Below are 14277 nucleotides of genomic sequence, written 5' to 3' on the forward strand. Positions count from 1 at the left end.
ACTGACAAGCGGGAAAACCCGGGGATGCACGCACCCCCGGGCCTCCGCTTTGCCCTTCCCGGACCCCTCGCCCGGGAAGACGGAAGAGCGATCATGCCGCGGCGGGTACCGGGCGCGCGGGTTCGGCGGATGTCTCGCGGTCGGCCGCGACGACCTCGGCAAAACGCTCGGCATAGCGGGGATGCTCGGTCCCCATCCATTTGTCCCACCAGGTGAAATAGAGGCCGTAATTCTTGTTGAAGCCGCCGCTGTGGTGGAGGTCGTGGTGCGTCGTGGTGTTGATCCAGCGGGCGAGCGGCGTCGACAGCCACCAGCGCGGGTGGAGCTCGAAGCCCGCATGCCCCATCGCGTTCCGCAATATCTGGAACAGGATCCAAGTCAGCATTACCCAGCCCGGGGTGGCCACGAAGAAGAGCCAGATCGGCACGAAGGCGATCATCACGAACGCCTCGGGGATGGCGAAGCTGTATGCCGCCCACGGCGTCGGGGTGATCGAGCGATGATGCGCGCGGTGGAAGGTCTTGAACAATCTCGGGTGATGCATCGCGCGGTGCACCCAATAGAAGTACGCGTCGTGAGCCAGAATGATCGCGCCGAGCAGCGCAAGGTCGCCCGCCCAGCCATAGCTACCCTCGAAGCGGTGCAGCATTCCGGCATCGACGCCCCAGATGATGAAGGCCGAGACGAAGGTATAGACGCCGACGGTCTGCACCGACTGCGCCACCTCGCGCCGCCGGTCGGCCGAGGTCGCCTCGCGCGGCTGGATCTTGCGGGTCCGAAGCTGCGTCCGACGCAGTACCCAGACGATCGCGGTCACGAGCGCCGCGGCGGCGAGATAGCGCCCGAAATCGAAGGCGAAGACGATGGGGCCCTTGTGGACCAGATTGGCGAGGGGAGGAAAGGCGTCGAGCATCGGGGCGTCCTGTTTCTGGATGCCCGCGCCTCAGCACGCCGCCGCGCCGCGCGCTCCCCGCAGTCCAAATATGGCTAGCCGATTCCGGAATCGGCGAGGCGCCGGTTGCGATATTCGCTCGGCGTCATGCCTTCGGCGTCGCGAAAGGCGCGGTTGAACGGGCCGAGCGAGCCGAAGCCCGCGTCGAGCGCGATCGTCAGGATCGGTACCTCGCGCTGGTCGGGATCGGCGAGCGCGCCGCGTATCTCGTCGAGGCGGAAACCGTTGAGGAAGGCGGTGAAGTTGCGATACCCCATCTCGCCGTTGATCGCGCGCCGCACGCGATATTCGGGCTCGCCGAGCCTTGCCGCGAGCATCGCGATCGAAAAGCCCTCGGCGCGATAGGCGCGCTCCTCGGCCATCAGCGCGGTCAGCCGCTTCGCGAGCGACGAGGGTGCGGCGGGCGGCCGCGCGCGCCCGGGCGGCGCGGGCGCATCGGGCGCGGCGAACAGCTCGGCGGACCGGAAGCGGTACAACCCGATCGACACGATGAAGGTCGCGACGAAGATCGCGGCGAGCGTCACCGCGCGCCAGACCTCATGGCCATCCCGCCGGTTGTGGAACATCTCGACGAAGGTCACGAGCAGGATGAAACCGCCGATCGCACCGATCAGGCCGAGGCGAAAGCCGCGCCGTGCCTCGACCAGATCGGTCGTCCGCCCGCGCCAGGCGATCCACATGCCCGCAAGCGCGAAGCCGAACATGCCGAAACGCACGATGGCCCAGATTTCCCAGCTATAGCGCCCGGTCGCCGCGATCAGCCCCGCCTGCGCGAGCGGCAGCGCGGCGAAGGCGAGTATGGGGCACCAGCTGCGCCAGCCGATCTCGGCGCGGTCGTCGAACCACAGCCGCGCGAACAGCCAGAACAGCGCCGGGACCATCACCGACAGCATGTCGAAGACGATGTACGGATATTGCCCCGTACCGTGCGGCTTGAACAAGCCCGAGAGCAGATAGGCGATGATCGTGACGTTCATCGCGATCGCGACGCGCGCCGCCGCGACCGCACGATGATCGCGCCAGAGCAGCGCGATCCACAGCAGGAACAGCGATATGCCGCCGCCGCGAATCAGCGCATCGAAAAGGTCGAGCATCGCCATCGCCGCCTGCTAACGCAGGTCTCAGCGCGCCGCCAGTTGCTGCGCCCGGCGGCTGTCCAATATCGCCAGCGCGTCGCGCTGGACGCTCTCGCGGCACTCGCGGGCGGCGCGGCGGGCGCCGAAGCTCAGATGCTCGACATCGTTGCGGCAAAAGCGCGCGACCGCGCGGTCGATCCGCCGCTGCGCCGCCTCGGCCCCGCGCGGCGTGGCGAGGTCGATGCCGGTCAGGTCGACGCGCAAGGTCGCGGCGGGTTCGGCCGCCGCCGCCGAGGGCAGCGTTGCGGCGGCGAGGGCGAACAGGCTGGTGAGGATCTTATAGTTCATGGGCTTTGCTCCTTCGATCACCGGCGCCAGACAAGAGGGGAGAGCGCCGATGGGGAGCGGATGCAGCAGCGTGCGCCGCAAATCGCGGCGGGTTTGGAAATCGGCTAGCCCGTTTCGGAATCGGCGGGTGCCGGGGTCCTACCCCTCGGGATATTGGTCGATGCAGCGTTGCATCTCGGCCCACAGCCCGCCCGCGGCGGGAAGCTGGACCACGCCGACCTCCTTGCCCAGCACCTTGGCGCGCAATTCCTTTCCCGCCTTGAGCTTCGGCCAGATCCAGTTTTGCAGATGGCCGATGCGATAGGCGGTCTCGCCCTGCTCGGTCGCGCCATAGACGATGCGCGCCGCGATCCTGCCGTCGACGAACAACGCGGTTCCCGGATAATTGGCGTAGGTGACGCCCGGCGCAAAGCCATAGACGGGGATGCCTCCCTCGCCCGCCGCCGCCTCGTCCTCGACCGCGCCCCGGTCGTGCTTCGCGACCGCAGCGTCGATATCCTCGTCGGGAAAGGGCGGCAGCTTCGGCCCGGTGAGCCACACCGCGCCATCCTCGAAATTGTTGAAGCCGAGCCGCAGTTCGAGGTGCTCGCTGAGCATCTTCACCGCGGTGCAGCTGTTGCCACGCGACTGGAAGGTCCAGCCGTCTCCGAAGGCGAGATCCTTCTCAGGGATCGGCGGCGGTTCCTTGCCCTGGCGCCGCAGCGCCGCGTCGCCGGCGAATTGCGCGGCGTCGGCGGTGGCGAGGAAATCGGCCATCGCGCGAAAGGCGGGCGCATGCGCATATTTGAGGTCGTCGCAGGCATCGAGCCGCTGCAGCAGATGCTCGGCGCGGGCATTTCCTTCGGCCGGGAGCGCGACGACCGCCTTGCCTTCCTCTTCATGGACGCGCGCGAACACCGCCTTGCCCGCGGCCTCGTCGGCGCCCTCGGCATTGCTGCCGAGGCTGAACCAGGTCAGCGCGATGGCGTTGCGGGCTCGGCTCTTCTCGGCGTCGCCCTCTTCGAGCACCCCCATCAGGCTGTTGAGTACCCCGCAGCGCATCGCGGCCTCCTGCGTGAGCGGGGCTTCGTCCTGCGCGGCGGCAGGAAAGGCGAGCAACAAGGCGGGGATCAACGGCAGGGCATAGCGCGGCATGGCAGGCTCCTAAAGCCGCGACCCTGTCCGCTTAGCTATTGTCGATCGCGGTCGTGTCAAGCATCTGTTCCCCGGCGAAAGCCGGGGCCCAGAGGCTGGAGCTTATCGCCTGGGCCCCGGCTTTCGCCTGGGAACGGCTTGAGCAAACCTCAAAACTGCCGGATCACTGCCAGAAATGCGTCGCCCCACGCTTCGAGCTTTTTCGCGCCGACGCCGGGGATCGTGCCCATCGCGTGCAGGCTGTCGGGCTTGTCGGCCGCCATCGCGCGGAGCACCGCGTCGTGGAAGACCACATAAGGCGGCACGCCGGCCTCGGCCGCCAGCTCGCGCCGAACGCTGCGCAGCGCCTCGAACAGCGGATCGCCCACCGGGTTCGCCACTCCGCCCGCGCCGCCGCCGCGTTCGCGCCGCGTCCGCCGCGCGGGCGGCTCGGCGATCGTCACCGACACCTCGCCCTTCATCATCGCGCGCGCGGCAGGGCCGAACATCAGCCCGCCATGCTCGGTCGTCTCCAGCGCCTCGCGCGCGACGAGCGTGCGCACCAGCGGCTTGATCAGCCGCGCCTCGTCGCCCGCGACGATGCCGAAGACCGAGAGCTTGTCGTGGCCTCGGCTCGCGATGCGCTCGTCGCTCCGCCCCGTCAGCACCGCCTCGACATGCCCCGCGCCGAAGCTCTGCCCGGTGCGATAGACCGCGCTGAGCAATTTCTGCGCGAGTATCGTCGCGTCGATCCGCGCCGGGGGTTCGAGGCAATTGTCGCAATTGCCGCACCGTTCGGGCGGGCTCTCGCCGAAATGGCGGAGCAGCAAGGCGCGGCGGCATTCGCTCGTCTCGACCAGCGCCGCCATCGCGTTCAATCGCACGCGTTCGCCCGCGACGCGCGCTTCGGGCAGCTCGCCGAGCCGCATGCGCGCGCGCGCAAAATCCTCGGCGCCCCACAGCATCAGCGTCTCGGCGGGGTCGCCGTCGCGCCCGCCGCGCCCCGTCTCCTGATAATAGGCCTCGATCGATTTCGGCAGCCCGGCATGCGCGACGAAGCGCACGTCGGGCTTGTCGATGCCCATGCCGAAGGCGACCGTCGCGGTGACGATGCCGTCCTCCGACGCGACGAAATCATGCTGCACGCGTGCGCGCCGTTCGGGGTCGAGCCCGGCGTGATAGGCCGACACCGGGCGCCCCGTCGCCGCGGCGAGCTTCTCGGCCATCCGCTCGGTGCCGTCGCGCGTCGGGCAATAGACGATGCCGGGCCCCGGATTGGCGGCGATGAAATCGGCGAGCTGTTTCGCGGCGCCGATCCGCGGGCGGATCGCGTAGCGGATGTTCGGCCGGTCGAAGCCCGCGAGGATCAGCCCGTCCGCCGGGATACCGAGCTGGACGAGAATGTCCTCGCGCGTGTGCTTGTCGGCGGTCGCCGTCAGGGCGAGCCGCGGCACGTCGGGATAGGCGTCGAGCAACGGGCGGAGCAAGCGGTAGTCGGGGCGGAAATCATGCCCCCATTCGGACACGCAATGCGCCTCGTCGATCGCGAAGAGCGCCGGACACCGCGCCTCCATCAGCGATCGGAATCCCTCGCCCGTCGCGCGCTCGGGCGCGATATAGAGGAGGTCGAGTTGGCCGTCGCGATAGGCCTGGCGCGTGTCGGCGAAATCGGCGTCGACGCTGGTCAGCGACGCGGCGCGAATCCCCGCCGCGCGCGCGCCGCGCAGCTGGTCGTGCATCAGCGCGATCAGCGGCGACACGACAACGACACAGCCGTCCAGCGCGACCGCGGGCAGCTGGTAGGTGAGCGACTTGCCCGCGCCGGTTGGCATGACGGCGAGCGTGCGCTGCCCCGCCATCACGCGGTCGACGACATCGCCCTGTTTCCCGCGAAAATGGTCGAAACCGAAGGTCGATTTGAGGAGAGGGAGCAGCGCGTCGGCGGACATAAGGGCGGCGATAGGGAAGTTGAGGGCGGGACGAAACCCCTGTCCTGATTTCCGTTCGTGTCGAGCGAAGTCGAGACACCCCGAAGGCGCGCACGATCGATGGGCATCTCGACTTCGCTCGATGCGAACGGTTTTCCCTTAGGCCAGCGTCAGCATCGCCCGTTCCGCCATCCGCGCCGCGGTCTCGCGTTCGGCCATCACGACATGATCCGCGCCGCGCCGCACCAGGTCGGCGACCTCCTCGTCCGAATGCGCGCGTGCGACGATCACCAGCTTCGGGTTGATCGCGCGCGCCTTGCGCACCACCGCGCCTGCCTCGACCCCCTCGGGGATCGCTATCAGCAAGGTCGCGGCGTCCTCGATCCCCGCCTGGCGCAAGATGCTCTCCTTGGTCGCGTCGCCGACGATCACCGTCGCGCCGGCCGCCCGGGCCGCCGCCGCCATGTCCTTCTGGTCCTCGATCACCGTCAGCCCCTCGCCGCGGCCACAGATCAAGGAGCCGATATGGCTGCCGACGCGGCCATAGCCGATCAGCACCACGCCCGCGTTGCACGCCGCGTCGGCCGCGGCCTGCGCCCTGTCGTCCAACAAAGGTTCCGCGGTGCGGATGCGCTTGACCATCAGGGTGAAGAAGATCGGGTTGAACAGGATCGACAGCAAGGCACCCGCGAGGATCAGGTCGCGCCCGGTTTCGGGCAGCACCTCCAGCCCGACGCCGAGCCCTGCTAGGATGAACGAGAATTCGCCGATCTGCGCCAGGCTGACCGACACGGTCAGCGCGGTCTGGTTGGGATGGCCGAAGGCGCGGACCAGTGCATAGGCGGCGATCGACTTGCCGAAGACGATGATCGCGACCGTCGCGAGCACCGGCCCGGGCTGCTCGACCAGCACCTTGGGATCGAAGAGCATGCCGACCGACACGAAGAAGAGCACCGCAAAGGCATCGCGCAGCGGCAATGTCTCCTCGGCGGCGCGGCGCGACAGCTGCGTCTCGCCGAGGATCATGCCCGCGAAGAAGGCACCCAGCGCAAAACTCACATCGAAGATCACCGCCGCGCCGAACGCCACCCCCAAGGCGATCGCGAGCACCGCGAGGCGGAAGAGCTCGCGCGATCCCGAATGCGCGACCCAGTGGAGCACCCAGGGCAAAACCCGCCGCGCGACCAGGAACATGAAGGCGCCGAACCCCACGACCTTGACCAGCACGATCCCCGCCGACTGCAGCAGCGCCGCGCTTCCGCCTTCGTCGCCGAGGTCGCCGAACATCGCGGGCAGCAGCACCAGCGCGAGCACCATGACCAGATCCTCGACGATCAGCCAGCCGACCGCGATCCGCCCCTTCTCGGTCTCGACCATGTCGCGCGCCTGCAGCGCGCGCAGCAGCACCACGGTCGAGGCGACCGACAGCGCCAGCCCGAAGACCGCGCTCCCTTCGATCGACCAGCCGAGCCACAGCCCGAGCATTATGCCCAGCGCGGTCGCGACCGCGATCTGCAGCACCGCACCGGGCACCGCGATCCGGCGCACCGACAGCAGATCTTTCAGCGAAAAGTGGAGGCCCACCCCGAACATCAGCAGGATCACCCCGATCTCGGCGAGCTGCATCGCAAGCCCGGTGTCGGCGACGAACCCCGGGGTGAAGGGACCCACCATGATCCCCGCGAGCAAATAGCCCGCGATCGGTGAAATCCGCAGCCGGTGCGCAAGCGCGCCCATCAGGAACGCCACCCCTAGTCCGGCGACCACGGTGCCGATCAATGTCGTGTCGTGCGGCATGACCCTTGCCTAGGAGGCAGGGGCGCCGGGGGTCAAGTTGTGCGGCGCAAAAAGATCATCCGAATGGCAGCGGATTGGCCCACAAAAGCTAGGCCACCGCCACCGCAGCCCCGCCCGCGACGTCGCGGCCCGGCCGCCCGATCAGAAAGCCCTGCGCCTCGTCACAGCCTTCGCGGCGCAGCACGTCGAGCTGCTCGGCGGTTTCGATCCCCTCGGCCAGGATCGGAATGGAGAGGCTCTTGCCGAGCGCGAGCACCGCGCGGAGGATCGCGGTGGACTGGATATTGCCTTCCAGCTCGGCGGCGAAGAAGCGGTCGAGTTTGATCTTGTCGAAGGGAAAGGCGCGCAAGGTCTCGAGCGACGAATAGCCGGTCCCGAAATCGTCGAGCGCCACCCCGACGCCGAGCGCCTTGATCTGGCGCAGCACGTGCAGCGCGCGCTCGCGGTCGGCGATGATCGCGGTCTCGGTCAGCTCGATCTCGAGCCGCCGCGGCGGCAGCCCGCTGTCGAGCAGGATCTGGTGGAACAGCCGCGGCAGGTCGGCGTGCGACAGCTGCAGCGGCGAGACATTGACCGCGACCTTGGTCCGGTGCGGCCAGCCCGCGGCGTCGGTGCAGGCGCGGCGCAGCACCCATTCGCCGAGTGTCAGGATGAAGCCGTTCGCCTCGGCGATCGGAATGAAGACCGTCGGCGGGATCGGCCCGCGCAAAGGATGCGTCCAGCGCAGCAGCGCCTCATAACCGGTGACCGCACCGCTCGTGACCGAGGTCTGGACCTGATAATGCACGTCGAGCTGGCCGCGGTCGATCGCGCGGCGGAGGTCCGCGGCGAGCTCGCGCTGGTCGCGGATCGCCTCGTCGAGCGACGAATCATAATGGAGCGGCACGGGCGCCGAATCGGCCTTGGCGCGGTACATCGCGAGGTCGGCGTTGTTCGCCAGCATGTCGGCATTGGCGGCGTCGTCGGGGAAGACCGCGATGCCGATGCTCGCGCCCAGCCGCGCCTCGAATTCCTCGAACGCCAGCGGCGCCTTCAATTCGGCGTCGAGCCTTGCCGCGAAGGCCGCAATCTGTGCGCGGTCGGTAAAGCGCTTCAATGCGACGAACTCGTCGCCGCCCAGCCGCGCGACGAACTCGTCCAGCCCCAGCGAGCCGCGCAGCCGCTGCGCGATGCGCACCAGCACCGCGTCGCCCGCCTTGTGGCCGTGGACGTCGTTGACCTCCTTGAAGCGGTCGAGGTCGATCGCGCACAGCCCGACGCGCTCGCCGCTCTCGCGCGCGATGTCGATCTGGCGCCCCAGTTCCTCGCGGAACGCGACGCGGTTGGGCAGCCCGGTCAGGCTGTCGTTCATCGCCATGCGCGTCATTTCGCGCAGCGCGTCAGAGCGCGTCTGGCGGTCGAGCATCGCGGCGAAGACGCCCGCGGCGATCACGATCCCGCCGACCAGCACCGTCGCCAGCGCCAGCGCGTTGAACCCCTCGGGGCGCAGCGGCGTCTCATCCAGCGCCATTGGGGTGATGCGCATCGCGGTCATCGCGAGGAAGTGGAGCAGCGCGATCGCCGCGACGATCAGCGCGGTCGCGACGGGCACGCGGTGGCGCACCGCGCGGCGCGTGCGTAGCAGCGCGACCGCCGCCGCTGCCAGCCCGACCCCGCTGACGATCGCCGCGATCACATAATTCATGTCCCACTGGACGATGCCGTCGACGCGGTACGCGATCATGCCGGTGAAATGCATCGCCGCGATCGCGCCGCCGAACAAGGCGCCGCCCAGCCAGCCCCATGCGTCGTGCCGCCCCCAGGCGGCGACCGTGAAGCCGGCGAAACAGCCGACCATCGCGACCATCAGCGACGCGATGGTCAGCACCGGGTCGAGCGTCACCGGCGCCTTCGCCTCGAAGGCGAGCATCGCGACGAAATGCGTGCACCAGATCGTCGCGCTCGCCGCGACCGAGATGAGGAAGGCCCAGGCAAAGCCCTGCCCGCGCGGCGCCCCGCGCGCGCGCTCGAACATCTGGACGATGGCAAAGGCCCCGACGCCGCAAATCAGCACCGCCAGCGCGACGAGCCACGGGTCATGCTCGACCGCGATGCACATGGCCAGCCTGATCAAAACCCCACCTTCCGACGCAGAGGCCCTGCCGGAATAGGTCCGGGCCGGAGCGGATGTGGCGGTAATTGCTTACAAATTTGTAAATTTTGTTGACGGTGGGGAGGGCAAATCCTCCAGCGCGCCACTCTTTTTGCAGTCCGGCTGTTAAGCCCGAAGGAAGTTTTCGCGCGCGCCGTGCCGAAACCCGCCGACACAATTGCGGGTGCGCTTATTTGACGTGATTTGGGACTCGCCTGATTGGTGTTTCAAACCAACTATCCCGATAAGCGCAGCATAAGCATGTTTGCGTAGACCTGAAGCACATAGCTACGCCGAGATTGTGCGCCAGTTTTCCCGAAAGAGGTCCGAGCAAGTTCCGTTGTGCAGCACTAAGCCTTCCACGCCCTCCGGCAAATTGAACATTCCTCGTATTTGGCGCTCAATCTGGCGCTGTTCGTTCTCAGGCAAATTATAGACGGTAGCTAGCACTCGCTCAGCTCCAGAATCGGCTGGCCGGATGATATCCATATTTGGCGCGTGGAATGCGAATCCAAGGAATATGACCTGATCTACATCGGTAAGCGTGTTGCGAATTTGAGCAAGCGCCACTGCGTCATCGATTCTCTCACTGAACGTACGAATTTGCTCCACCAATCCCGCATATTGAGCATTTTCAGTGCCGCCAAATGACACCCCGCCATTTGCGACCTCCCATGGAAGAGAGGACACCCGACCATAGGGATGCATGATACGAAGCGACTTGGTCAATTCACGCGCTTCGTCGAGAGTTATGCCCCAGGAGGTAGCTAATGAAAACGGAAGGAAGTGCTGAAGAGCGCGGTCATAATTGAAACAAATAATAGAAAGGTTCTCAAAAACTTCTTTAGCTCGGCGACGTGGTATATTTTCAACCAAGATTTGACCGAAGCGCCCATACCAAGTGTGCGCCAATGCCCCTATGTTGATAGAATCCGGCCTATCTCGCGGAGGCATTAATAGACTATCTCTTTCGGCCTGAAGAATTGACCTAAGAATTGCCAATTTCCCGCATATAGCAACGCGATCGTCGTCGTCATGCTGTTCAATGATGTTATCTATCGACAAACCTAGAATGCTCGCATCCCTGATTCGCCAAGCGGCAGCCAAATATTTGTTGTAATCCGCACCGTACTGACGGTCTGGCATCAAATCACGTAACGCCTCAGAAATTTTATAGTCTCCGCTGTTTAGGCGGTTCCCCATTTCGAAGCGGATATCCAGAATTTTTCGGATTTCCTTAAGCAAGCCTTGTCCGTCCGGAAATTTCGCTTCGCAGCTCGCACCGGCGCCAACCACCAAAGCGGTCTTAGATCGAAACATGCGGATTCCCCTTCATACCGTCCCCTCCTCCTTCTCCGCCTGCTGCCTAGCCCACATGTCGGCATAGAGCCCGCGCATCCGCAGCAGCTCTTCGTGCGTCCCCGTCTCCGCCACACGGCCACGGTCGAGCACGATGATCCGGTCGGCGTTGACCACCGTCGACAGCCTATGCGCGATCACCAGCGTCGTGCGGCGCTCCGCAATTCGCTCCAAAGTCGCCTGGATCGCCGCCTCGGTGCGGCTGTCGAGGGCGCTCGTCGCTTCGTCGAGGATCAGGATCGGCGGGTTCTTGAGCAGAGTGCGCGCGATCGCGACGCGCTGTTTCTCGCCGCCCGACAGCTTCAGCCCGCGCTCGCCGACCTCGGTGTCATAGCCCTGCGGCAGGATCGAAATGAAACCGTCGATCGCCGCGCCCTCGGCCGCCGCCGCGATCGCCTCGGCGCTCGCATCGGCGCGGCCATAGGCGATGTTATAGCCGATGCTGTCGTTGAACAGCACCGTGTCCTGCGGGACGATGCCGATCTCGGCGCGCAGGCTCGCCTGCGTCACCTGCGAAATATCCTGCTCGTCGATCGTGATGCGCCCGCCCTGCGGGTCGTAGAAGCGGAAGAGCAGCCGCGCGATCGTCGACTTGCCCGCGCCCGACGGCCCGACGATGGCCACCGTCTCGCCCGCCCCCGCGGCGAAGCTGACGCCGTTCAGGATCGTCCGGTCGGGCTCGTAACCGAACACCACATTCTCGAACGCCACCGCGCCGCCGTTCACGACGAGCGGCCAGGCGCCGTCGGCGTCGCGCACCTCGGGCGGGGTGTCGATCAGGCGGAACATCGCCTCCATGTCGATCAGCCCCTGGCGGATCACGCGATAGACCATGCCGAGCATGTCGAGCGGGCGGAACAGCTGCGCGAGCAATGTGTTCACCAGCACCACGTCGCCGACCTTATACTCGCCGATCGACCAGCCCCACACGGTATAGGCCATCGCCCCCGCCATCGCGGCGTTGGTGATGAAGCTCTGCCCGATGTTGAGCCACGCCAGGCTGTTCTCGCTCTTCACCGCGGCCTTGGCATATTGGTCGGCGACGTCGCGATAGCGCGCCGCCTCGCGTTCCTCGGCGCCGAAATATTTGACCGTCTCGTAATTGAGCAGGCTGTCGACACTGCGCCCGACGGTCAGCGTGTCGAGGTCGTTCATGCGGACGCGCAGCGCATTGCGCCAGTCGGTCACCTTGCGCGTGAAGATGATGTAGAGCACCACCATCAGCGCGGTCGCGCTGGCGAGCCCGAAGCTGAACTTGGTCCAGAAGATGATCAGCACCGCGGCAAGCTCGATCACCGTCGGCGCGATGTTGAAGAGCAGGAAATAGAGCATCGTGTCGATGCTCTTCGTCCCGCGCTCGATTACCTTGGTCACCTCGCCGGTGCGCCGCGCGAGGTGGAAGCGCAGGCTCAGCGCATGGAGGTGGGTGAAGGTCGCGATCGCCAGCTCGCGCGTCGCATCCTGCCCGACGCGCTCGAACACGACGTTGCGCAGATTGTCGAACAGCACCCCGGCGAAGCGTGCGCCGGCATAAGCGAGCACCAGCCCGATCGCGAGCGCCACCCCCTCCTGCATCCCCCGCGCCATCTTGTCGATCGCCGCGCCGTAGAGGAAACCCATCGACAGCTGCACGCCCTTCGACGCGAGCACGATGAGCGCGGCGGCGACGATGCGGACCTTGTGCCCGCCGTTCCCCGCGGGCCACAGATAGGGAAGGAAGCGCCGCAGCGTCGCGAGGACGGGCGGCTCCTTGGCCGCCTCGGCGGAAGTGGACGTATCGGGCGGCATGCGCGGCCTATGTAGGGTGGCGGGGGTGTCGCGCCAAGCGCGGTTGGCCAAGCCTTCGGGCGCAGTGCCATTTTAGTTTCACGCAAAGGCGCAAAGGCGCGAAGAAAAAAGAAAGAAAAAGGGACTCACACGAAGACACAAAGAGGGCGGCGCACGCAGCGGGCGCGGTACCAGGCTCGCGCCAAGCGCCTTGATAAGGTCGCCTGCGGCGACGGGCCGACGTCCGCGGGCTTGGCGCGCCCTCTTTGTGTCTTTGTGAGAAATTTCTTTTTCGCGCCTTTGCGCCTTTGCGTGCGATTCTTTTCTCTACCGCGAATCGCGATACCCCGCCCGCCGCAGCAGGCGGTCGATCAGCCGCCGTTCGTCGGGGGTCGGCCCCGCCAGTTCCTGATGATCCGGCGCATCGACGCGCCGACCGAACAAGGGACGCCGCGGGGGGACGAGGGGGGAGAAGCGCATGGGGCCTGCCTTTTGCCGGGCGGCGTCGCCCCCGGCGCCGCAGATGGTCTGGTCCCTGCGCTCCTGTCTGTCAGCCCATGGTTGCCGCGGCGTAAAGCGGCGTGGTTACTGCTTTCTTTCGGGTACCGTGAAGGTGCCCGTCACGCGCCCGCCGCTTCCTGGCACGACATTGCCGTCGGGCCCGCGCGCCGCGCCGCGGCCGTCGACCGTCGCGCGCCCCGAATTGAGGTCGATCACCAGCCGCCCGCCGTTCAGGCGATTGCCGCGCTGGGTCAGCTGAACGTTGCCGACCATCGTGATCAGCCGCCGGTCGAGGTCGTAGATCGCGACATTGCCCGAAGCACGCTCGTCACCCTTGGTCACCACGACGCCGCCGGTCGCGTCGAGCCGGTTGACGTCGGTGCCGCCCTGGCGGCTGTAGGCGACGGTCATCCGCTGCGACGTGACGACCATCCCCGCCTGCGTCACGCGCACGCCCCCGGCCAGGATCACGCGGTCGGCGCGGTCCTGCACCTCGATGCTGCCCGCGTCGAAATCGACCGGCGCATTGCTGTTGTGGTTGGCGAGCGCCTGCGCCTGCGCCGCGTCGCCGCCCGCGCCCGCCGACAGGATCGCCAGGCTGGTCAGCGCGAAGCTGGCGCCCGCGATCAGCAGGCTCGACCGCCCGAAAAAGCGCGGCGATGACGTCATTTGAGGGCTCCCTGGTTGATGCGCAGCTTCGCATTGCCCGACAGGCGGACGATCCGCTTGTCGAGGTCGGCGGACAGCTGATTGGCCGAAAAGCGGCCGATGTTCAATGTTCCCGCGACGCCGCCGGTTCCGACCAGGGTTCGCGTCTTCAGATCGACCGCGACATTACTCGCGGCGATATGATAGCCGTCGGCGCTCTTGACCTGCACCGTGCCGGGCACCACGACCTTTTCGGTGTCCATGTCATATTGCCCCTGCGCCGCGGCGATCGTCGCAGGCCCGTCGGCCAGGCGAATCGCCCCCGACAGCTGATCCAGCCGTACGATCGGCTCGGCCGAGCTTTTCTGCACCGCGCTCCCCGCAATCAGCGCGAAGGGCTGGCCCTTCCCGTCCTGCCCGCGATATTCGGCGCGCGTCACCTTCATCCGCTCCTGCGCCACCTCGACCTTGTCCTTCGACAGAAGGAAGCTCACCTCGGCGCGCTGGGTGAAGGGCGAGAAGATCAGCACCGCCGCGACCACGCCGATGACCAGCGGCAGCCCGAAGCGCAGGATACGGATCAGCCGGTCGTGGCTCGACCCGCTGGTCGCCCACAACTGGCGCATCGTGCGGTCATGATCGGCGCGTTCGGACATG

Annotated in this window: 12 protein-coding genes; all 12 read right to left on the reverse strand. The window is 66.8% G+C overall.

Features of this window, described 5'->3' with window-relative positions; all coding sequences use genetic code 11:
• Positions 1-91: 91 nt before the first annotated feature.
• Positions 92-913: a sterol desaturase family protein gene (locus BWQ93_RS14005; protein ID WP_077031086.1), complete on the reverse strand. Its 822-nt coding sequence runs from the start codon at positions 911-913 to the stop codon at positions 92-94.
• 74 nt (positions 914-987) lie between these two features.
• A complete protein-coding gene (locus BWQ93_RS14010; RefSeq protein WP_077031087.1) occupies positions 988-2052 on the reverse strand; it encodes an AraC family transcriptional regulator in 1065 nt (354 codons plus the stop codon).
• 21 nt (positions 2053-2073) lie between these two features.
• Positions 2074-2376, reverse strand: a complete 303-nt coding sequence (locus tag BWQ93_RS14015; RefSeq protein WP_156878244.1) for a UrcA family protein — start codon at positions 2374-2376, stop codon at positions 2074-2076.
• Between the two features lie 138 nt (positions 2377-2514).
• The gene (locus tag BWQ93_RS14020; protein WP_077031089.1) at positions 2515-3510 is read right to left on the reverse strand and encodes a hypothetical protein; all 996 of its coding nucleotides are present in this window, start codon (positions 3508-3510) and stop codon (positions 2515-2517) included.
• 149 nt (positions 3511-3659) lie between these two features.
• Positions 3660-5438, reverse strand: coding sequence for a DNA helicase RecQ (recQ, locus tag BWQ93_RS14025; protein WP_077031090.1), 1779 nt, complete (start codon positions 5436-5438; stop codon positions 3660-3662).
• A 138-nt stretch (positions 5439-5576) separates the two neighbouring features.
• Positions 5577-7214, reverse strand: coding sequence for a YbaL family putative K(+) efflux transporter (gene ybaL / locus BWQ93_RS14030; RefSeq protein ID WP_077031091.1), 1638 nt, complete (start codon positions 7212-7214; stop codon positions 5577-5579).
• An 88-nt stretch (positions 7215-7302) separates the two neighbouring features.
• Positions 7303-9327: a putative bifunctional diguanylate cyclase/phosphodiesterase gene (locus BWQ93_RS14035; RefSeq protein WP_232314613.1), complete on the reverse strand. Its 2025-nt coding sequence runs from the start codon at positions 9325-9327 to the stop codon at positions 7303-7305.
• Between the two features lie 306 nt (positions 9328-9633).
• Positions 9634-10665 carry a hypothetical protein gene (locus BWQ93_RS20845; protein WP_156878245.1) on the reverse strand — a complete coding sequence of 344 codons (1032 nt, stop codon included), beginning with the start codon at positions 10663-10665 and terminating at the stop codon, positions 9634-9636.
• A gap of 12 nt (positions 10666-10677) precedes the next feature.
• Entirely contained in the window at positions 10678-12492 is a 1815-nt protein-coding gene (locus tag BWQ93_RS14040) for an ABCB family ABC transporter ATP-binding protein/permease (RefSeq protein WP_077031092.1), read from the reverse strand.
• 306 nt (positions 12493-12798) lie between these two features.
• Positions 12799-12951 (reverse strand): hypothetical protein, encoded by a 153-nt coding sequence (locus tag BWQ93_RS20850; RefSeq protein ID WP_156878246.1) that lies wholly within the window; start codon positions 12949-12951, stop codon positions 12799-12801.
• A gap of 105 nt (positions 12952-13056) precedes the next feature.
• Complete coding sequence (locus tag BWQ93_RS14045; RefSeq protein WP_083720900.1) at positions 13057-13641, reverse strand: LptA/OstA family protein; 585 nt, start codon at positions 13639-13641, stop codon at positions 13057-13059.
• Positions 13638-14276, reverse strand: coding sequence for an LPS export ABC transporter periplasmic protein LptC (lptC, locus tag BWQ93_RS14050; RefSeq protein ID WP_077031093.1), 639 nt, complete (start codon positions 14274-14276; stop codon positions 13638-13640). Before lptC ends, BWQ93_RS14045 begins: the two co-directional genes overlap by 4 nt.
• Between the last annotated feature and the right edge of the window lies 1 nt (position 14277).

It is taken from the genome of Sphingopyxis sp. QXT-31 (assembly GCF_001984035.1).
Classification (GTDB): domain Bacteria; phylum Pseudomonadota; class Alphaproteobacteria; order Sphingomonadales; family Sphingomonadaceae; genus Sphingopyxis.